This window comes from Candidatus Poribacteria bacterium, assembly GCA_009839745.1.
Classification (GTDB): Bacteria; Poribacteria; WGA-4E; order WGA-4E; family WGA-3G; genus WGA-3G.
Genome location: VXPE01000060.1, coordinates 1 through 21672 on the forward strand (window position 1 = coordinate 1; position 21672 = coordinate 21672).

The 21672-nt window shown below is 47.3% G+C and carries 20 protein-coding genes; all 20 read left to right on the forward strand.

Features of this window, described 5'->3' with window-relative positions:
• Positions 1–185: 185 nt before the first annotated feature.
• The 20 genes from F4X88_09995 (at position 186) to atpH (ending at position 21422) form a co-directional block, all read left to right on the forward strand.
• Positions 186–731, forward strand: a complete 546-nt coding sequence (locus F4X88_09995; protein MYA56616.1) for an RNA polymerase sigma factor — start codon at positions 186–188, stop codon at positions 729–731.
• Positions 728–1393 (forward strand): hypothetical protein, encoded by a 666-nt coding sequence (locus F4X88_10000; GenBank protein MYA56617.1) that lies wholly within the window; start codon positions 728–730, stop codon positions 1391–1393. Before F4X88_09995 ends, F4X88_10000 begins: the two co-directional genes overlap by 4 nt.
• A gap of 5 nt (positions 1394–1398) precedes the next feature.
• A complete protein-coding gene (locus F4X88_10005) occupies positions 1399–2793 on the forward strand; it encodes a DUF4252 domain-containing protein (GenBank protein MYA56618.1) in 1395 nt (464 codons plus the stop codon).
• Positions 2794–2850: 57 nt separating this feature from the next.
• On the forward strand, positions 2851–3765 hold the full coding sequence (locus F4X88_10010) for a hypothetical protein (protein MYA56619.1): 915 nt from the start codon (positions 2851–2853) through the stop codon (positions 3763–3765).
• Positions 3766–3834: 69 nt separating this feature from the next.
• A complete protein-coding gene (locus F4X88_10015; GenBank protein MYA56620.1) occupies positions 3835–5214 on the forward strand; it encodes an ABC transporter ATP-binding protein in 1380 nt (459 codons plus the stop codon).
• Positions 5215–5673: 459 nt separating this feature from the next.
• Positions 5674–6975, forward strand: coding sequence for an FtsX-like permease family protein (locus F4X88_10020; GenBank protein ID MYA56621.1), 1302 nt, complete (start codon positions 5674–5676; stop codon positions 6973–6975).
• Between the two features lie 426 nt (positions 6976–7401).
• Positions 7402–9135, forward strand: a complete 1734-nt coding sequence (dnaN, locus tag F4X88_10025; GenBank protein MYA56622.1) for a DNA polymerase III subunit beta — start codon at positions 7402–7404, stop codon at positions 9133–9135.
• A gap of 20 nt (positions 9136–9155) precedes the next feature.
• Positions 9156–10718, forward strand: a complete 1563-nt coding sequence (locus F4X88_10030; GenBank protein MYA56623.1) for an ABC transporter permease subunit — start codon at positions 9156–9158, stop codon at positions 10716–10718.
• A gap of 161 nt (positions 10719–10879) precedes the next feature.
• Positions 10880–12331: an ABC transporter permease subunit gene (locus tag F4X88_10035; GenBank protein MYA56624.1), complete on the forward strand. Its 1452-nt coding sequence runs from the start codon at positions 10880–10882 to the stop codon at positions 12329–12331.
• Between the two features lie 103 nt (positions 12332–12434).
• Positions 12435–13652, forward strand: coding sequence for a sigma-70 family RNA polymerase sigma factor (locus F4X88_10040; GenBank protein ID MYA56625.1), 1218 nt, complete (start codon positions 12435–12437; stop codon positions 13650–13652).
• 212 nt (positions 13653–13864) lie between these two features.
• Positions 13865–14485: a hypothetical protein gene (locus tag F4X88_10045; protein MYA56626.1), complete on the forward strand. Its 621-nt coding sequence runs from the start codon at positions 13865–13867 to the stop codon at positions 14483–14485.
• A gap of 59 nt (positions 14486–14544) precedes the next feature.
• Complete coding sequence (locus F4X88_10050; GenBank protein ID MYA56627.1) at positions 14545–14886, forward strand: STAS domain-containing protein; 342 nt, start codon at positions 14545–14547, stop codon at positions 14884–14886.
• Positions 14887–15145: 259 nt separating this feature from the next.
• Positions 15146–16846: an RNA polymerase sigma factor gene (locus F4X88_10055; protein ID MYA56628.1), complete on the forward strand. Its 1701-nt coding sequence runs from the start codon at positions 15146–15148 to the stop codon at positions 16844–16846.
• A 100-nt stretch (positions 16847–16946) separates the two neighbouring features.
• Complete coding sequence (locus tag F4X88_10060; GenBank protein ID MYA56629.1) at positions 16947–17690, forward strand: ABC transporter permease; 744 nt, start codon at positions 16947–16949, stop codon at positions 17688–17690.
• Positions 17691–17711: 21 nt separating this feature from the next.
• The gene (locus tag F4X88_10065) at positions 17712–18074 is read left to right on the forward strand and encodes an AtpZ/AtpI family protein (protein ID MYA56630.1); all 363 of its coding nucleotides are present in this window, start codon (positions 17712–17714) and stop codon (positions 18072–18074) included.
• 41 nt (positions 18075–18115) lie between these two features.
• A complete protein-coding gene (locus F4X88_10070) occupies positions 18116–18556 on the forward strand; it encodes a hypothetical protein (protein MYA56631.1) in 441 nt (146 codons plus the stop codon).
• A 190-nt stretch (positions 18557–18746) separates the two neighbouring features.
• Positions 18747–19577, forward strand: a complete 831-nt coding sequence (gene atpB / locus F4X88_10075) for a F0F1 ATP synthase subunit A (GenBank protein ID MYA56632.1) — start codon at positions 18747–18749, stop codon at positions 19575–19577.
• 66 nt (positions 19578–19643) lie between these two features.
• Complete coding sequence (gene atpE / locus F4X88_10080) at positions 19644–19949, forward strand: ATP synthase F0 subunit C (protein ID MYA56633.1); 306 nt, start codon at positions 19644–19646, stop codon at positions 19947–19949.
• A gap of 113 nt (positions 19950–20062) precedes the next feature.
• Positions 20063–20665 (forward strand): F0F1 ATP synthase subunit B, encoded by a 603-nt coding sequence (gene atpF, locus F4X88_10085; GenBank protein ID MYA56634.1) that lies wholly within the window; start codon positions 20063–20065, stop codon positions 20663–20665.
• Between the two features lie 214 nt (positions 20666–20879).
• Entirely contained in the window at positions 20880–21422 is a 543-nt protein-coding gene (gene atpH / locus F4X88_10090) for an ATP synthase F1 subunit delta (protein MYA56635.1), read from the forward strand.
• Positions 21423–21672: the final 250 nt, after the last annotated feature.

Sequence of the window (21672 nt, forward strand, 5' to 3'; positions counted from 1 at the left end):
AGAGGCACTGCTACGTTATGTCGGATTATTACCGAATTAAATTCTGAAACTTCATGTAACCGCACCTACCACATCCAGTCAGCCCTGCCTAAATTCCTCCGAAAAATATTAAAATTAAAAAAAAATGCAACTTTTTTGCCACTCGTTTGTAGTAACAGCAACCTCAAAATGCGCGGAGCTGAAACATGACAGAAGATAAATTCCTTGAGCTTGTACATGAACACAAGGCTCGGGTTTATCAACACACCCTCTATCTACTCGGAAATCGGGAAGATGCGGAGGATATAACACAAGAGACGTTCATCACGGCGTGGAAACACCGTAACAAATTGCGTCCGAAGACTGCACACTCATGGTTGCTAAAATGTGTGCAGAATCTCTGTTTCAACCTGCTAAAGCGAGACAAATTTCAGGTGCATTTAACAGGCGGAGACGACATAGATCCTGAAACAGAACTCGAAACTTTGATGCACACGCATTCTGGTCGATCCAATCCATCACCAGATGAGATTGTGATCCAACAAGAGCTCAAAGACTCCGTCCAGTGTGCGATTCAAAAATTGCCACCAGATATGCGGTCAGTCGTAATTATGCGGGAACTGAATGGCATGAGTTTCAAAGAAATTGCAGAGGTCTTAGAACAACCCGAAGGAACTGTAAAATCGACAGCATTTCGTGCCCGCAAGCGATTGCGGGAGTTACTGCGTCCCTATTGGAGAGATAACGAATGAACCAATTTCCTTCCCATCCAGATTTAACGTGTACGGAAGTTCAAGATACCTTAGAAGCGTATCTTAGCGATGAATTGGATGCAGACACGTCGGCGACAGTCGCAGCACATGTCGCATCCTGTCCAATGTGTCAAGATGAAGTTCGCTTCGCACAAGCAATTAGCGGCGCATTGCACGAACTTCCGAAACCAGAGCCACCGCCGGAAATCTTCAACGCCGTTGAGGCTTACGTGCGCGCGCATCCCAACGAGGGCACGGGGTGGCTACATCGGATATTCCAACTGTTTACGTTCTCGGATGATTTAACTTCGATGCTCGCTCGCGCAGGTGCGGTGGCATGTCTCATCGGAGTCGTCTTGTTCGGGACCTACCAGTACCAACAGCATCTGAAAGTGCAGCAAGCCTCCCGTGACTTGGCTTATGCACTCAGTAAGTTGAATTACGCAGTGGAGCGAACCGGCACCATTGTTAAGGAGAAACTCCCGGATGTGCGGATTGATGAAGTTTCAAGTCTTCCGTTTGTTCAGATTGAAACAGCCTCGCGTCATGTGTCAAAACAGAAAAGAAATATTTCATCGGCAATCCATCGGAGTCTGGATAGTCTTGACCGATTACCACACGGCACTCTGGATACAAAAACCGATAAAATAGATAAGGAGTAGAACCCATGAAACTTCAAAAGCACTTTATACAACTGTTCACGCTCCTGTTTTTGGTTGCATCGCTAACACTGATGCATTCAGCAGTCGCGCAACAGAACAAATCGGCCAAGACCGACGAAAAAGGACTTATCCTTTTCGATTTTCCAGAACCGCTTGCGGCGAAAGTCGAAGTGAACTTAACCTCGAAACTCATCAGTCTGGTAACCAAATCGGTGAGCAATCAACCCGAAGTCGCTGAACTGATCCAGATGTTAGACGGCATCTATGTCCGGACCTACGATAGGGGAACGATTGATGAGAAGAAGTTAGTTGACTATTTCAAGGAGAAGCTCAAAAAGGATGAGTGGGAGGTCCTCGTCAAAATTGAGGGGCGCAGTGAAACGGTGGAGATTAATCTACTGTTTGACGAAGAGAAGGTTTACGGGATTTTCGCTATCATCATCCCGAAAAGGTCTGGAGAAGTCACCTTTGTCAACATCGTCGGGGAGATCGCACCGGAACGCATTGAGGAGTTGCTCGGGAATCTCAGCAATTTCGGGGCGGTAGACATCGATTTTGGCGACAAATTGAAAGGGCAATGGAAAATAGAGGACACCGGAGACAAAGCGAGGGTCATGATTCTCGGTAGTATATTTTTCTCAAATCCGAGAATCAATAGATTCAATTTCAGGATGGATGATGTCCTCGCACCCGAACGCCAAAGCGAAATGGAACAACTGGTGACGCAACTGAAAGCATTTGGTCCCACCAAGATAGCCGTTTATACAGACCAAAGCTTTGATGCTGAGCTTAACGCAAACTATCAAGGTTATCTGGATGGCACATACGAACTTACCCGGAATTATAAGGAGCAGATCGGCTTTCGGTTAGCGAAACAGATGGGGCACTCGAGGCTTTATTCTATTGCTGATTGGCCAAAACACCGGCCGATCCGTGATAAAATTGATGACCACTTGATGGATTTCGACACGTTCGCGGAGATGCACAATCAGGAGCATCTCCTACCGACCGTTTCCTCAGATGGACAGAAAATTCGGCGGGGTGCAGATGGAACACTCTGGGTTGAACATGAAGAATATGAACCGCTGATTGACATGTATATACGTATGAACGAACCTGAGGAGATAATCACCTCCCATCAAGGGTATCTGCGCACCGCACGCATTGGACTCAAAGACCAATACCCGGGTGCGAATTGGGTCGCACATTGGTGGTATGCGCACAATCTCAAGAATTTTGTGAACCTGACGCGAATCACTGAGTCCACCGATGACCGCATTCTACTGATTGTTGGTGGTGATCATGTTTATCTGATTCAACAGTTTTTGCAGGACTCAGGAGATTACATCGTTGAGAGTCCGCTGCCATACTTGAATGCAAACGAAGCGGAAACGCCTTAATCTGTTGTTCTCTTTTTTGAGGCAGGGTTACCGATACCACAGATCGGAGAAAATTTTATGAAAGCCTTAGTGAAATGTGAGTTCTGTTTGATAATGTTATTCGCCGCTGTATTACTTGTGGTCGGCACAGTCGCAAGTGATGATCGAACAGACTTATCTACGGGAGAAACTGAGCAAATGACGAAAAAACCGGCTCTTATGATTCTTGGAAGCGGACATTTGGCAAATTGGGGTGCAGACCGAATCAATTACAGAATGGATGATGTCCTCGCGCCTAAACGGCAAGCTGAACTTCAGGCACTTGCGGATCAACTCGCCCAATTTAAACCGACGAAGATAGCTGTTGAAGTTGATGAGCGTTGGGATGCCGATCTTCAGGCGGAATACAACGGTTACCTAAAGGATAGTTTTCAACTGGAGCCTCATGAAATTCACCAGATTGGGTTCCGACTGGCGAAAGATATGGGACATCCAAAGGTATACTGTGTAGATTATTTCCGTGATGATCCAATCGTCCGAGAGGATCTGGATCATGATTTAATAGATTGGGGCACGTTTGCAGAGGCGAACGATCAGAAACACCTTCTGGGTCCGCCACCTACTGGAAAGATGACGCAGGATGCAGATGGCAAAATCTGGATTGAGCCTGAGAAATACGAACCGATAATTGACATGTATATACGGATCAACCGAGATGAAAAGATTCGAAAAAACCTCCGCGACTACTTAAGGATTGCTCGAATCGGTCTACAAGACAAATACCCTGGAGCGAATTGGGTGGCACATGCTTGGTATCCTCGAAATCTCAAAATTTTCGTCAACCTCACGCGAATTACAGAATTAGAGAATGAACGTATTTTGTTAATCATTGGTGCTGGACATTTAGGATTCCTTAAACAGATTGCGGAAGACTCCGAATTTTATCACATAGAGAGCCCATTGGACTACTTGAGTTCGGAAGAAACGCAATGAGACGGAGGGCTGAAACGCCTTCCCTACACTCCATTGTAATTTAGGACTAACCGAGGTAAACAGAAAACCATGTGGGACAAAGTACAATTAACCCGCCCTTCATTTCGGGACCTACTCTGGCTGTTCGGACAGGTGTTGAAAGCATCTCCTTTTATTGCCACAGTATGGATAACCCTTGTACTCATCAACGCAGGTGCTGGCGCAGCCCAGCTCCTCGTGCTCCGAGAAACCGTTAACACCCTCGTCGATGCAGATCTCATAAACAGTGCGGTTCCATGGCTGGCTGCGCTCTGTTGCCTCTTTTTCGTGGAGCAGGCGATCTCAACACTCCTCCCACTTTTACGTGAGCAACTCCGCATTAGAGCCGGTTTCGCTTTGCAGCGGGATGCCTTGCAAAAAACAGGCAAACTGCCACTGGAAACATTCGATGACGAGGAATCGCATAACCTCATCAATCGTGTCGTGACTGGCGGGGATTCCAGCGTTGTCCAATTGATGCAAAACGGCTTAAACTTTATGACGTTACTCGCTACTATGTTATTACTGAGCGGCATAGCTACGGGAAATGATCAGCCAGAATCTAAAGCAGAAACTCAACAGATACCCCAAAAACCAACGATCATGATCCTCGGTAGTGCGCACTTGTCGAATAATACATTGGATGCATTCAATATCAAAATGGATGATGTCCGTGCTCCCAAACGCCAACGTGAGATCAAACAGTTAGTTGAACAACTCAAAGCATTTAAGCCTACCAAGATAGCACTTGAGGTAGATGAAATATATGACGCTGAAGTTGAAATAAACTATCAAGAGTATCTCAAAGGCACATACAAACTCAATCGATCGGAACATGATCAGATTGGGTTCCAATTGGCAAAACAGATGGGACATCCGAAGCTTTACTGTGTTGATTATCGAGTTGATGCCCGAAAAAATGATCCCTTCATTCCTTGGGGTGAAGGTGAATTTGATGTTGCTTTGTTAGACTACCGTGGGTTCGCAAAAGCACACAATCAGGAACACCTCCTTCCTACTCCATCTATGCCTGAGGGAAAAGCAACTCAAGATGAAAAGGGCCAGACTTGGATTGAACTTGACGCATACATATCAATCATTGACCTGTACATACAGTGGAACCAACCCGAAGGTATACGTAAAGACCATCAGCATTATATGCGATGGGTCGCGCGTATCGGGCTCGATGACCAATATCCCGGTGCCAATTGGCTTTCCCACTTTTGGTATGATCGGAATATCAAGATTTATGTCAACTTGACACGCATCACCGAATCTGTTGACGACCGGATCCTACTGATTATTGGGGGTGCGCATGTCTATCTGATTCAGCAGTTTTTTGAGGAATCAGGGGACTACATCATCGAAAGCCCGTTGAAATACTTGGATGCGGACGATGCTGACAACTCTGTATCCGAGGAAGCCGATTGAGCGAATGATCTATCTAACTCGTGCTTTGCTTGTGTCGGGTGTTGCTGGAGAGTCCATACAACCCCACACAAGCGATAGTAAGTTTCTCGTTTCATCGAGAATGGCATTCGCAATGATCCGTTCCACAAAAGGCGCGAGTCTCCCGAAACTAAAAAACCTGATAAAAATAATGCACCCTTTTTGTCTCAGAACCGCGTCATTAATAACAGAACCTGCGCAAATTAAGTCGAGATACCTGTCTTTGAACAATATAGACGTTCCCTCTCTGAGATTGGGGCAGTTAGAAACCGCACTTATCTGTGAAGTGCGTAAGTCCTATAAAATTAAGACAATCTTTTCGCGCCTAAATTGTATCTATAATACCCGAGAAGAAAGAACACTTTTTTACGAATACACAACACCTAAAAAATCTAATCGGGAATCGGTAAACACAGATTTCACTATAATTTCGAGAATGAAATGCGTATAGTCGAAGCAGTATCCGTCGCAATATCTGCGATGCGTAGCAACAAAATGCGTTCATTGTTGACGATGCTCGGTATTATCATCGGTATCGCTTCGGTATTAGCGATGATAGCGATTGGTGATGGTGCCAAGGCGATTGTCCGGCAAGACGCACAAAAGTTAGGTGGGGCAAATCAGTTCTTTGTGTTCCGGAGTTCGTACAAGCGTGTAAACAATCGCTGGGTCCGTATCCGCAGCAATGAATATCTGAAATATGAAGATGTTTTAGCAATCGAGGCGGAGTGTCCAACTGTTAGTGCAGCCACACCGCAAATCTGGAACTGGGGCGGTGTGCTCATCCAGGCTTCAGGCGGCTCTGAAGTTCGTGCAGGCTGGAACGGCGTAGATGCTACCTATAACAGCGCAATGGATTGGGACGTTAAAGAGGGACGTTTTATTACGGATGAAGACGTTAAAAACGCATCGAAAGTTTGTGTGCTTGGAGGTGATGTCGCGACCGCCTTGTTCGGTGATAAATCTCCATTGGGACAAGAAATTAAAATCGCACGCGACAGCGACTATTACAACCGGTGGGGACAAAAAGAGGGTAGACGGTTCACTGAACGCTTTACGGTTGTTGGAACGTTCGTGCCACGCGGCACAAGTCTCCGGTTTGGTGTCAGTTTCGACAACCTCGCCTTTATTCCCGTATCTACCATACAAGAACGTTTCACCGGCAATGACCAGATTCCGAACATTACCGTCTATGCACACACCGTCAAGGATGTTCCTAAGGCGGTTGAAGAGGTCAAAACTGTCATTCGGAAACGGCACAAGAACCAAGACGACTTCATCAGAATCTTTGAAATGCACGCCGGTATGGCGCAGCTGGAGAAAATTAGTAAAATCATAAAAATTACCTTAGGCAGCATCGCAGGATTTTCGCTACTTGTGGGTGGGATCGGGATTATGAACATGATGTTAGTTGCTGTCACCGAACGCACTCGTGAAATTGGACTTCGGAAGGCACTCGGTGCCAAACGATTGGATATTCTACTACAATTTCTAATAGAGGCAGTGATTATGTGTGGTGTCGGCGGTGCCATCGGCGTTGGGTTGGGCATGCTCGCGGGTGAAGGCATGGCACTGCTCGCCGTCAAAATCGTCAGAATTGTTCCCGAATGGCCCGCTGTTATCTCCTTACAGTGGATCCTGATTTCGGTATCCGTCTCAGCGATAATCGGCATCTCCTTTGGTCTGTATCCCGCCCTAAAGGCATCGTCGCTTACCCCGATTGAAGCCCTTCGTAAAGCTTAGGGACTTTCTCACCTCTTTTGCAGAATTATGCACCCTTTTTTTCTCAGCTCGCGTCACTATAGTGAAGTAAATTGATAGGGTATCTGTATCTCTTCACAATTTGCAACCCTCCTAAGGAGAGTCCCTGAACGGAAGAAATACTTGAAACCTGAATTTACCTATTGGGTGTGCTGACTTTCTGCTCGGTTGTATCGTTTACAATTTGCGGCATCCGGATAAGAAATAGATATTCCAAGAGGAGAACGCCTCTGATATAATGTTATTAGGACTTACGCACTACTTCTTAAAGTCCCCTGATAAGGGGGATTTAGGGGGTTAAAAAGATGATAAATGCTGCTTTTTTGTGTCCAAATGTCCGATATTTGATCCATTTGCGTAAGTCCTGGTTATATAAGTTCCGTTCATAAATGACTTTTCTGGAGATGTTTGGTGAGAAACGATAATACTGTATTGATTCAACGCATCCTCGCCGGTGACGCGGCTGCCTTTGAGCATCTGGTGAGAAAGTATCAGAAACAGGTACACACGCTCGCGTGGCGGAAAATTGGGGATTTCCATATCGCCGAGGATATTACGCAGGAAACCTTCCTGCAAGTCTATCAGAAATTGGAAACCTTGGAGGATCCGACGCGGTTTCCAAGATGGCTTTGTGTCATTGCGGATCGTCTCTGTATCGCTTGGCTCCGAAAAAACCAACGACACACCGAACCCCTACAAGACACTGACCTCTCAACAATAGAGACAGAGGCCTACTCCCAGTATATCGCGACAGAACACGCCAGAACTCTCGCTGAAGCAAGACGCGACTTGGTGGAGGAACTGCTTGCGAAGTTAAAGGAGAACAATCGGACGACCATTACGCTTCACTACCTTGAAGGGATGACCTACGCAGAGATCAGTAACGTTTTGGGTGTATCCGAAAATACGGTTAAGAGTCGTCTCCGCCGTGCCCGGCAACACTTAAGACAGTATAAATTCATGGTTCCAGCAGCCTTGGACATCACCGTTGAAGCGGAACGTTGCTCCCGAAAACATTTGAACGGAGATTTTGGAATGAAATTAACTTTTCAAAAAGATGACCTTTTGTACCCCCTACAGATGCTGCAGGGGCTCGCGGGTGAGGAGGATACCTCACCTATGCCATCAAATGTTCTCATCCGTGCGGAAGGGAACACGGTTGAATGTATGGCGACGGACATGGAAGTCGGCATCAGAATGAAGGTGGAAGGGACCGTCAGGGAAGAGGGGACAATCACTGTCTCCGCCGAAAAATTGGGCGGTATCGTTGAAGGGTGGCCCACTGAGAAACCGATAGACTTGGCAACCACGACAGATGGCAAGGTTGAAATCACTTGTGGGAATGACCTTTACAAAATTGTCGAGCTTGCTGATGCGGAATTTCCACAACTCCCGTCTGTTGATGATGGAGCCTTGGCGATTGATGGAGACACCCTGCGGTCTGTTCTTCACAAAACTGAATTTGCTGCATCCACGGATAAAGTTCGGCGGACCTTCCTAAACGGACTCTATTTTAACCTCTTTGAGGACAGAACGGAGGTCGTTGCTACTGATGGGGTACAGCTCGCCCTTGCCCATTGTGAACCCTTCAGGTTGTCTGAGGGTAACGATGGGTTTATCGTCCCGCTCAAAGCCGTCAAGGGCATTGAACGAACGTTTGCTGATTCCCCAGAGGTAAGAATTTCACGCGTTGCGAACCAGATTCTTTTCGCGGATGGGCGCGCGACGTTGACGGCGCAGCTGGTAGACGGTGAATATCCGAAGTATGAAAAAATCATTCCAGCGTCTCCTAAGATGCGGACGGTTGTGCAGAAAGAGCCGATTTTGCGTGCGACACGTCAGATTTCAGCGTTTTCGGATCCGAAATGCCCTGCGGTCTGTTTAGAGATAGATGAACAGCAGATTCGGATTTCGCCGAGGGATTCTGACCCAGATGATAAGCATGAAACGTTAGCGGTGGAGTCCAGCACAGGAAGCATCCGTATCGGTTTTGATGCCCGGATACTGATAGAGGCACTCACGCACATTGAAACGGAGTCTTTGACCATAGAGTTCTCGGGTGAATTAAAACCTGCCATTTTGAAACCGATGGGTGAAGATGGACATTTTTGCCTCATCATGCCGATGCTCTTGAAGTCCTAAACATCTCCTAAGGAAAAACGATGTTACTGACCCTGATACGCCAAGAGCTCCTGATGCATCTGATGAGTGCGCGTTTTTTTGCCGCGGTCGTTATTACCCTCCTGCTTGTTGTCGTCAATACGTTTGTCTTAATTGGTGTGCATGAAGAACGTCTCGCCGATTATAGTCAGAGGGAGGCGGTGAATCAAGAGAACATCGCCTCGACACCTACCTATTCGTGTTTAAAATTGAAGGTTCAACGTCCGCCCAACCCATTGAGTCTCTTTAGTGCGGGCTTAGAAACGCGTTTTGGTAGCGACCTCGATATAGCGTTTGACAGCGTGCCAGCTCTTTCAAATCCGATCACTGATGTCAGATCCGAGGAAGAACGGTGGGTGTCTGGCAGCGTCCCATCCCTTTCAAGCCCAGGGGCACCCCTCGGTATGAATAACCCGTATCTGCATCTCTTTTCACAGATAGATTTGGTCTTTATCTTCCAGGTTGTATTGAGTCTGATCGCCCTGCTTTTCGCTTATGACGCGATTGCCGGAGATTGGGAGACCGGCACCTTGCGTTTGGTGCTCTCGCATCCCATTGGGAGAGGGAATGTGCTGTTTGCCAAATATATTGCGGCGATGGTTTGTCTGCTACTCCCCGTGTTGATGAGTCTATTGTTCACACTGATTCAGTGTTCCTTGGCGCGCGCCTTGCAATTCAGTGCGGATGATTTTCTGCGAATTGGCGGCATTGTTTTAACGACAATCGTCTATCTGTCGGTTTTCTATCTGATCGGTCTTCTCGTTTCTACAGTAACCCGTCGTGCCGCTACATCCCTGATGCTCTGTATGTTTTTATGGGTGATTTTGGTACTCGTCTATCCAAACTGGAGCCGATTTGCCTTGAATTCGGAGGGCGACATGCGTGCAGAAAAAATATCCGCCGACCGACAGATAGCGCAGATTCGGGAAAAGGCGGATAGAGAACGACACCGGTTTTTAGCCGATAGTCCGCTTAAGGGAGAGCCTCCGATATTTTCAGAGTCTGAAGCGTTTCCAGGTCTCTTTAGTGGAACCGGATATTTCTTCCTCGGGGACTTCCCTCGGGTTAACCTTGAACTGAAAGATACAGGGCACCCTTTAGTGCCACACTTGCACCGTTATTATGAATTCGCCGCACCTCTGCAAATCCGGAATGCCGAAGAGATCGGTTTCGTCGGGCAGCAGTTGGTGGCACAGACCTCCCTCCGGCAAGCACACTGGGATGAACGTCTCATGAAGCTCAGTCCGGCAAGCCTTTATACGTTTGCCACTGCCGCGTGGGCGGGCACCAATTTAGACAGCATGGTGGATTATATCCAAACAGCGCAGGCATATCGGCGCACCCTCATTGACACCTTTCATGAGAGAGATGCGTTCGCCAGCCAACAGTGGTTTGCCCCAAATCAAGGGGATATAGACTGGTCGATTTTGCCCCGATTTCACTTCGAGCGAGCAGAAATTGGCATCAACGCGCAGCGCGCCTTACCCGAACTGTTTTTGCTGTTATGCGCCAATGTCGTCCTATTCATGGCAACAGTTTTGATTTTTATCAAAGTTGAAGTATAGAATAGTTGGTGGACTTCAGCTATCGGTTTTTAGTCAGTTTGGAGATTAGGTTCAACCGACGACCCAAAGCACGTAAGCCCAACCCGCGCGCGGGCTGGATATACGGAGAGAATCGTTCATCCCGCAACTGCTCTAATCGAACCGCAAGGAATAGTAAAAAGATGATTTGGCATATTGTCACACGTGAGCTTTTAGACCATCTCACGAGTCTCCGCTTTGCCTTAACCACGCTCATCCTCGTGGCATTGATGGTAACCAATGCCGTTGTACATCTGCAGACCCATCCGGAACGGGTTCGGAGATATTCCGAGAAAGTCAGCGCATCCCGCGCCGAGTTGAAATCCCGAACGGAGTTGTATGCACTGCTGCAAAAGGGGCCCGGTAAACTTTACAAACGTCCATCATCCCTTGCCTTCATCGCTGATGGGGGAGAGGCGTTGCTACCGGACGAAAGCGTGAGCGGCGGTTTCTGGAGGCTATACGGGCTTGCCTATATTTGGTCGATGGGCGTTCCACGTCTGAATATGGAGACACTCAGCAATCACCGCCCCACCGCCACGGTGATAGATTGGGTGTTTATCATCACGTATCTGCTCTCTTTCATTCCGCTCCTGTTTACCTTTGACGCGCTCTCCGGAGAACGGGAACGCGGGACGCTGCGGCTGTGTCTTGCCAATTCGATTTCGCGCTCTATCCTATTGATGGGTAAATTCCTTGGCTCCCTCATCACAGTCCTCATTGCCTTCTATTGTGCCGTGTTGTTCAATCTCGCCATCGTTTCTACTGGGAGTTGGACGCAGTTCGGTGCCGCAGACTGGGGACGTGTGGGGCTTATCGTGCTGATCGCTTCTTGCTATGCTGGTATTTTCGCTGCAATTGGGCTTATCATCTCGGCGATGACACGAGAAAGCCGGTTGAGTCTCGTTCTCCTATTGCTTATCTGGGTGACTGTTGTGGTGTTTATGCCATCAACCCTCGGCACGCTCTCCACAAAATGGATGCCTCCGATTCAAACGCACCATCAATTTCAGAGGGCAAAAGGAGCTGCCATTGACCAAATTAGGAGCGATTTCCTGAATAAAAGGGAAGCTTTAAAAGAACGCCGTCAATCGGCAGAAACCTCGCAGAAAGAAGTTGCAGGGGTAGACACTTCAGAATTAGAGATACAGCGGGAGTTCGTCAACAAAGACATGGAGATTCGGGAACAGTTGAGCCGCCAGCATCTCGCGGCGCAAAGTGCGCAAGTCTTGCACGCAAGACGGATAACCCGATGCTCTCCTGCGGCGGTTGTCCAGTATGCCCTTGAATCCATGGCGGGTACAGGCTTTAATCGCCACTTGCAATTCTTAGAACACTGCCGTCTTCATATCCGACAGTTCCGAAACTTTATTGTTGAAATGGATCGGAGCGATCCGGAGAGTCTTCACGTCATCGGGATTCCGAAAGGCATGTCGAAAAAGCCCGTTTTACCGGAGGCTATCCCGATATTTGAGGATAAGTTGTCTTTTCAAGATACACTCAACCCGGCTATAATCGATATGTTGTTACTCGTTTTACTGCTTGCTGGAGTGCTTTCAGGGGCGTTCCTTGTTTTTCTGCGTTCGGAGGTATAAGTTACCGTGAGAGGTGCAGTAAAAAAATTAAGTGATTAACTTTTTTTAAACCATCTCCCGAAAAAGTCCACTCTTTAAGGTTAAAATCAATAGGAAACTGTTTATGCGATACGATCTATCAACGTACCCCATTTTAACAGATGAAGAACTCATTCGGCTGGCACAGGTCGGTGATGAGTTGGCATTTGCAGAACTGATGTCGCGTTATAGTTCAAGCATTTGGAGAGTGATTATCGCAAATTCGAGACAACCTCGCGATGCTGAGGAGATTCTCATGGATGTCTGGAGAGCCGTCTGGGAAAATATCAGCGGACTGCGGCGTGTTGAGAGTTTCGGTGGCTGGTTGCGTCGGATTGCTTACAACGCTTGCAAGCGATACTACGCTTCCACCGGGCGTTCCGGAAATGACATTCCTTATAGTTATGTGGATCTGACGGATCGTATCGACCAAGATGCAGTCGCGCGTTTCAGGGAAACAGAACGCTACGACGCTATAAGGGAAGCCGTGCATTGCCTCCCGGATAAAGTGCGCCGCGTTGCGGTCCTATACTATCTGGAATTGTGGGATGTCAAGGAGATCCACACTGAACTCGGATTGGCGATAGGCACAATCAAGACCAAATTGAGACAGACACGTGAATTCCTGCGCGAGGAGTTCGGTGTCGAACCTGAAAGAGGGAGAACCATGTCATCTAAACGAGAAGAATCCAAACGGATTCACACCAAAATCAAGGTCATTGGTGTCGGTGGAGCCGGCGGCAACGCCGTTAAACGAATGATTGAAGACGGTTTGACGGACATTGAATTTTATACCGTGAATACAGACCAGCAAGCACTCGACAAGCACCCTGAAGCAACACCGGTGCAGATCGGTGCTAACACCACTCAAGGACTTGGATGTGGCGCGAACCCAGAGATAGGTCGAAGAGCCGCTGAAGAGGACAGGAAAACGCTCAACGCCATCGTTGCGGACGCAGATATTGTCTTCGTTATAGCCGGTATGGGCGGTGGAACAGGAGCGGGGGCTTCGCCTCTGATTGCATCTCTTGCTCAAGCACAAGGGGCTTTGGCTGTAGGTCTTGTGACCTGTCCATTCAACTTTGAGGGGCAGCGTCGCGCCGAACAAGGGAAACGTTCGCTACAGGAAATTCAAGAGAATGCTGATTCTGTCGTTGTCGTGCAAAACCAGCAGTTGCTCGATTCGATAGAGCAGCAGCAGAAACGGTCAATGACAATACGCGAGGCGTTCCATCTCAGTGATGAGACGCTGCTTCGTAGCGTTGAAAGAAGCATATCGGAATTCCATGCCAGCCCTGTCTGAAACTGATATCGACAGTCCAATTTTAGTGCTATAAGTTAGCGATTAGTTTGAAGATATAAGTGGCGTGGGGGTTTAACCTTTCAGAACGCTTTGATGAGGATTAAGAATCAAATTCTTAATCCTCATCACATTGTAAAGTCAATTCCTAAAGATATTTTGAATCGGAGGAAGTTAATTGATGGAAAAGCCGAAGTTTACAATGGCAAAGGCTCGTGAACAACCAGAACGTTATTCTGCAAGCCTCTCAATCACTCACGGCAACATCCAATATCAGCGCGGCGTTCCTCTCGCATCATCACCGTGACACTGGGACTAATAATGTTGGTTATCTGTCTGGAGATGTACGCCGCGGTAAGTTTTCAGTGGGGTCTACCCTCACCCAAACTTGGGCAGCCGAATCGGATGGGAGAAATGGGTTTGTCAGTTTAGGCTACAACGGATCGCTCTTCCAACCCTACTTGTCCGTATTTTTTGTAGATCCAGATTTCGTCAATAGACTCGGGTACCGTCCGTTCACCGGCTACCGTGGTATAGGTTTGGGTAGCTTCATCAAAAACGAATGGCGTGAAGGATTCTTCCGCAGAGTATCCGCTTCTATCGAAAGCCAGATATCTGATACTTACCAAGGTGAAGTTTTCAGGCGTTACTTTTATGTATCTTCACTTGTCCTAATGCATAGTGACTACGCGCTTGCGGCTGGCTGGAGGGGCGGACAATTTGAAGAATTCAGCGACAGTGTTTTCAGCGTTGGATTCCGTGCGCGTGCTTCCGACAGGTTCAACTTTTTAATGGAATTCGGGTTAAGTCAACGCATCCTTAAATTGAACGTTTGAATCGTATTGAAAAAACAATTAACAGTGACAAATTTTACAAATAAAAAAAGGAGAAAAAAATGACAACGCAAATTCGCCAGCAAAATGGCATCTCGATTTTGAAACCCTCTGGAAAGGTGGGCGGACGTTCCGTATCAGACTTACGGAAAGTTATCCTGCCACAAATAGAGGCTTCTGATACCCCACGTATCCTCATCAATTTCGAGCAGGTCAACCGAATCGATAGTTCAGGTCTTGGCACCTTGATGGAGGCATATACTGCTGCCTCACGGAAACAAGGGCGCGTGGGTGTCATCAATGTCGGGAAACATATCAGAAATCTCATTGTTCTGAGTCGTGTGGTGAATCTATTTGAACATTTCGACAGTGAGGACGCCGCTGTTGCTGGATTGTCGGCTTAGCTTCCGAAGTCCAATAGAATATCCACAGGGAACTGGTTTTTTTAACCGGTTCCCTTTTTTGTTGCCTGATACTCATAAAACAAATTCCAAAAAATTCAGGTTCTTTGATTTTTTTTCCATAATGCACGTTTTCTGCTCAAACTTTCGTCTTTAATAATAGAGTGTGCGAATCCCAATGTATTGCTTAATTTTACAAAACCCAGTATTTGGTTAAGGCGCAGGCAAACACGGTCCAATCTGTTCGTGAGGAGGAAGTTTCGTGGAAAGAGAAGACGATGTCCAACTTATCCGCAACATTTTATCGGGCGACGACGCGGCGTTTAGCATCTTGGTCGAAAAGTACCAAAAGAGTGTTCACGCATTGGTGTGGCGGAAGATCCAAGATTTCCACCATGCGGAAGAGATTATGCAGGACACCTTCCTGAGGGCATACAAAAAACTTCCGACGCTCAAGAATCCCGATCAATTTGCCGGGTGGCTCCATGTTATCGCAAATCGGCTTTGCATTGATTGGATGCGAAGCCAAAAGTCTCTAATGCAATCCTTGGAGGATACACCTGTTGAAGAAATCGAGGAGTCTTCTTATACACATCATATATCGGAACAGCGGATGACAGAGAGAACCGAGCATTACCATGAACTTGTGAAAAGGCTTCTGGAAAAACTCCCGGAGAAGGAACGCTCAGTTGTAACGCTCTTCTATCTTGACGAGATGTCAACGAGAGAGATCGCTAGATTCATGAGCGTGTCGGTGAACACAATTACAAGTCGACTCCAGCGAGCGCGGAAGCGTCTGCAAGCAGATCCAGAATTCTTGAATCAAGAATTCTTTGGTCATCTACAACTATCAGATAATCTGAAGGAGAATGTCATGACACAATTAGAAGAAGTTCGCAGTAAGTTCAATGCATTCATGGAAAAAGTGAAATCTGACCCGGCATCGAGAGCGAATATTCTCACAGAAGCCTGCAACGAGATTGAAGCTGCGCTTAAAGATGATCTCACACCCGAATTGGTACATCTTGCTGTCGATGATATATACCTGTACATGGGCAAACTCGGCATGGAAAAACGGATCTCTCTACTCCGTAGGTATATGGATAACGCACCAGATGATACGGAGCGTTTCTGGGCGCATGAGGGATTAGTCTATAGTCTCGCTTTTCTTGAGAGGAATCGAGAGGCTGTTGAAGAACACGCTCGGCTTTACCATTGGACGTGCCGGCACTTGCCAGATAAATATGTATTGGAGACTTCTTCCAATCTGAATGCGGCTGGATGTTGGGCGACGGAAGGTCGTCTTGATGACTGGATTCAACTCTATAATGCAGCCTCTGAACGCTTAGAGAACCCTGGAGTGAGTTACCACAATCGTGGCGAGTTCCTGCAAAGCGGAGCAGATGTCCTACGAGGCAACGACAGGTTCGATGAAGCACTCCTTGAAATAGAGAAGTTGGAACGTGCGAACAACGAACCCGGTTCAGAGCACTATTTTCAATTCTGGTTGGTTGCGAAAGAGAATCGTCTTCTCGTGTACGGCAAACAGGAAGATTGGGAGCGTTTCGATCAAATCTTTACGGAAGTGAGTGCGTATCTGGAAGGAGAGTTGAAGAAACGGGATACAGGTCTCCCTGTAAATCTCGACCATCTTTGGTGGCTTGCTCACGATATCGGTTGTTGTCTGTTGTGGTTGAAGAAGTATGACGAGGCGAAACGGTTCCTACAGATCGCCATTGATTTAGAGGATAACAACCATTACGGGCACTTCCAACTTGCTGTGAGTACCTGGGCTTCTGAGAAGGATCGAGAGAAGACTTTACATCATTTAAAAGTCGCTCAGGACTGCTATGTATTAAGTTCCTATAATCAGGATACTTACTATCCCACTTTCCTTGAGACCGCTGAATTTTCGGACGTAAAAGATGATGAAGCTTTTTTGGAGGTTCTTGGGCAAAAGTAGGATAACAGTAATTCAGGTGGTTGGTAATACCTGAAGACCCATCCGATTTTAAGCATATCGGTGAACATTTTCGGGTTCTGATACAGGAAAAGGTGCAGCAATGAAACTTCGTGATGCTATCACCGCCGGCGTAAAGCCCCTCGCGCAAAATAAACTCCGTGCAGGCTTGTCCATTCTCGGCATCTTCATCGGGATTGCAGGTGTGTTGTGTATGATCGCTATCGGCGATGGTGCGAAACGTATCATCGCTCAAAACCTTGAAATGATGGGGGGTGCCAATCAAATCGCATTCTGGACACGGACGACTATTTGGAAAGGTCCTCGACGTGCCCGACGCACTACGGAGCGATATACCCTTGAGGACGCTTCTGCAGTTGAGGCAGAATGCCCCGATGTGCTGTATGTCTTGCCTAAAGTGGAAGACTTCAATACCTTTGTTAGCAGCCGAAATGGGAATCAAGCGAAAACGCGTTTAGAAGGTATCACAACAGACTATGCCCTCGGCATGGGATGGGATGTTCACGCTGGCAGATTCTTTTCCGACAGTGATATCGAAAATGCGAAGCAGGTCTGCGTCTTGGGTGCTAACACCGCCAGTGAGCTTTTTGGAAAGATGTCCCCCATTGGACAAGAGGTGAAGGTTCGGTATCATTGGCGGCAATCGCAGATGGGGTCTATCCAGCACTGCGGGCGGCGCAGCTTTCACCTACCGACGCACTCCAGACCGAGAATTAACATTTACGCCGTGCATCCAGCCACGTCCTGCAAATTCCTAACGCAGAAAGCATTCCATTTTTTTTTGCATTCCCTACATCTCCGTGTTATAATATATACCGTTGCTTGATAAAAGGCTACCCCCTGATAAATGTGTTCCATTTTTGGCGCAGCTTGCAAGCCAAAACTTGCTGCTAAAAATGAAGGTGCAGCGATGTTAATATTTAAGGAACGGCTGAAACATCTGAAAAATGACAACATCGGGATGTTCGACCTCGCTTCCATCGGGATAACGCTTGCACTCGCGATATGTATCGGCTATTTCGGGGGCAAGTGGATCGGTGGCAAATTAGGCAACGCAGCAGTTGGATCCTACATCGGTTTCGGAATGGGGGTTACCGCTGGATTCATGGAAATGTTTCGCTCGGTAGCACGCTGGAACCGCCAACTTGAACGCTTGGAAAAGCAGCGTCGCACCACTTCAGAACAAACACAGGACACTGAAGAAGAATAAAATCTGAAAGCAATCGAGATCCAGAAATTTCGGCGATCCTAATGTGCCGTGATTTTGACAAAGGAGTCACTTCAATGGGTCCGGCTTTGGAAATTGGTGACCGATTTATCCGCCAGGTCTATGTCTTGACAATCTGTCTCACCGTCGTCATTTCGGTGGTATTGTTAGGATTCAAACGCCCCGCGCTCCCCAGTTTTCTGATCGGCAGTGCTATCAGTCTGAGTCTCTTCTGGTCCATTGAATTTGTGGTTCGACGGCTTGTTCGTCCCGGGAAAACGAAGCGCACAAAATACTTGCTGGGTTTCATCGCAATCGGTAAATACACGGTACTCGCTGGACTCCTCTATCTCTTGTTTAAAATGGAATGGATGAATATATACGCATTCGCTGGAGGGATTGCTTTGGTCCAAGGTGCCATCATTATCAAAGCGGTCGGTTTGATGGTGGCGATCCTTTCAAATAAGGATCCCAATCAACCTTGAAGTGATTTTCTAACTATGGGAATTTAAGTGTTGCTCTATTACATTTCGCTCTTCCAGTAACGGACAGGGTCCCCGGTTTTAGATGAATTCCAACCTGTTCCAAGTGCTCAGAGGTTCCTGACTTCACCAGACACCATCGTGAAACGAAGTGGAACGATGATCAGATTTAATAGTTTAAAATAAACAAAATATGAAAAAAATACCATTTATCTGCTGGGTTGTCGGACTCAGTTTGGCATCAGTAGCCGGGAGTTTTGCAGCCGAGAACGGCCACCGGAGTCTGCTCTATCCGATTTCAAAAATTTTACCAGATGAAATTATCCCTGAACCGACACGATGGGGACAGCCCGATCTAATCCCGAACACATACTTTGCTGTTCTTGTCTTAGTGTTGTTTTTTGTTTTCGTCACTCGGCAATTGAAACGGATACCTGAAGGGAAAGGACAAACGCTTTTGGAGGTGTTTGTTGGCGGTATCATGGACTTCTTCGGCGGTATTTTAGGCGAACACGGCAAAAAGTATATTCCATTCGTTGGCTCTTTCTTCATCTTCATTCTCTTCCTGAACTATCTCGGCATCATTCCGGGGCTCCAACCTCCCACAGCAGATTTGAATACAACGCTTGCGCTCGGCATAACAGCTGTATTGGGTGTCCAAATTATTGCGATTAAAGAGAACGGGATAGGGGGCTATCTGAAACATTTAGCCGGTGACCCGCCCTGGTTGGGGGTTTTAATGTTTCCACTTGAAGTTGTTGCGCAGTTATCGCGTGCCGGGTCTCTCGCTGTCCGTCTTTTCGGAAACATTTTTGGTGAAAAATCGGTTGTTATTGAACTGACGAAACTCGGACTTATCGTGCTGATCGCAGATGCCATACCGATTATTCCGGTGCAAGTGCCGATGCTGTTCTTCGCACTGTTTGCTGGCTTCCTGCAGGCATTCGTTTTTACCATCTTAACATCTATCTACATCGTGCTGTTCATAGAACACGACGACGAAGCGCATGAAGCGCATCATTAATTCTCTGGGACAGTAGGGCGAGGTGACCTCGCCCCTACTCCCTTATCCGTCCAAGGAGGACATTTCATGATTTATTTAGCAGTGTTGGCGTTCGGTGTAACGTTAGGCTTGCCGATCGCCGTCATTTTTGCCTCGAGAGCACAAGGAAGTGCGACAAGTACCGCTCTTGAAGGTATCGCACGTCAACCGGATGCCGCGCCACGTATCCAAACGGCAATGATTATCGGTTTGGCACTCATCGAGTCGCTCGTTATCTATTCGCTTTTAATGTTCTTTATCTTGCAAGCAAAACTCCCTGAAGGTGAAATGCTGAGAGAGATGATAGATGCAGACGCGAAGCGAGTTGCAACAGATGTCGGAAGCGGAAATTAAAATAACGCCTGACTGAGGACGTACAGCACGACTCGCAAGCCGAACCGGAAACATCCTGACAAAATTTGCGAGCGCATACGTCTTCAGTTCCAAAAATAGAGTACAGCAAATTGATGCAAAATACCAAGTACAGGGCTATAAATTACGTCCTATATACCGCAATTTTAATGGGCATCTGCGTCAATAATGCGTTCGCTGCGGAGGCTCCTGCTGGCGACGGCGGACTGTTGAGTTTGCTCGGGATTGACCCAAAAACGATCACCATCCAAGTCATCGGTTTTTTGATTGTGCTTGCGGTACTTTGGAAGTTTGTTTTCGGCAAAGTCGGCGGACTTTTAGAGGATCGCAGAAATGAGATTAGCACGCAGTTGGAACAACTGCGAACGGATCGGGACGAGTTAGACCGGCTCACTGCAGAGACGCGTCAACGTTTAGCCGATATTGAGACCGAAGCACAAGCCAAAATTCAAGCCGCGATTGAACAAGGAAATGCTGAGCGTCAACAAATTCTCACACAAGCACGGCAAGAGGCTGACGATGAAGTCGCAAGAGCCAGAGCGGAGATTCAGCGTGAAAAAGATGAAGCGATCTCGGAACTCCGAGGCGTTGTCGCTGAACTCGCTATTGAAGCCGCCAGCAAAATTATAAGCGAAGAACTCAACGCAGAGCGACATCAGCATATCATTGACGCATCTATTAGCAGGTTGCCTTCTTAACTATTAAGTCTGGGCATCGTTCCCTGTTCAAGCCTTTATAGGCTTGCAGGACAATGTTTCACGATGGTTTTCGGTTAATTCCAACCGTCCTTGGGTTGTGAAGGGCTTCAGTGAACGCAATCCAGGGGCAACTTTATCAGAAACCTGCCCGAAACAAAGTGGAGGGTGTTTTTGCTTGGGCGTTTCTTTAGCCCAGAGGGACATAATTAGAAAGATGAGAGATATTCGGGTCGCAAAACCTTATGCACGTGCCTTATACGATGCAGCCGTGGAACAAAACGCCTTGGCACCTATTATTGCAGATGTAGACAAGTTGCGGGAGTTGATTGAGCAGTCTGAGGAATTCACGCAATTAATCCACAGTCCTATTCTGTCCCCGCAATTTAAAAGCGAGACGTTTCAGCAGCTTTTCACCGATACGATGCAGCCGCTAACTGTTAATTTTTTCAAACTGCTCGCCTTGAAGCAGCGTGAACGCTATCTCGTCGCGATAATGGATGTCTTTTCAGCAATCGTTGACGAGGCTGCGGGTAGGCTCGTCGCAAAAGTGACAACGGCTGTCCCTATAACAACAGAACAGGGAGAACGGCTCGCGCAGCAGTTAAGCACGTATTCTGGAAAACAGGTGCGATTGGAAACCGTAACGGACCCACAAATTCTGGGTGGATTCATCGTGCAGTTAGACGACACCGTTTTTGATGCAAGCGTTACAACACAACTCCAACGCCTGAAGCAGCAACTTGCAAGAGGATCTTGAACGATGGGGCCTGGACCACAAGTGTAGCCTGCAACGGCGGCGCAGGCGGATATACGGAGAGGAAATTGAACCTCTAATTCACCTGACCGAACCGCAAGGAATAATTAAAAAGGGGTTTGGGTATTTTGAGTTTCTTGTATCTTTGAAACATGAACCATAATTGTAGCCTGCAACGGCGGCGCAGGCGGATATACGGAGAGGAAATTGAACCTCTAATTCACCTGACCGAACCGCAAGGAATAATTAAAAA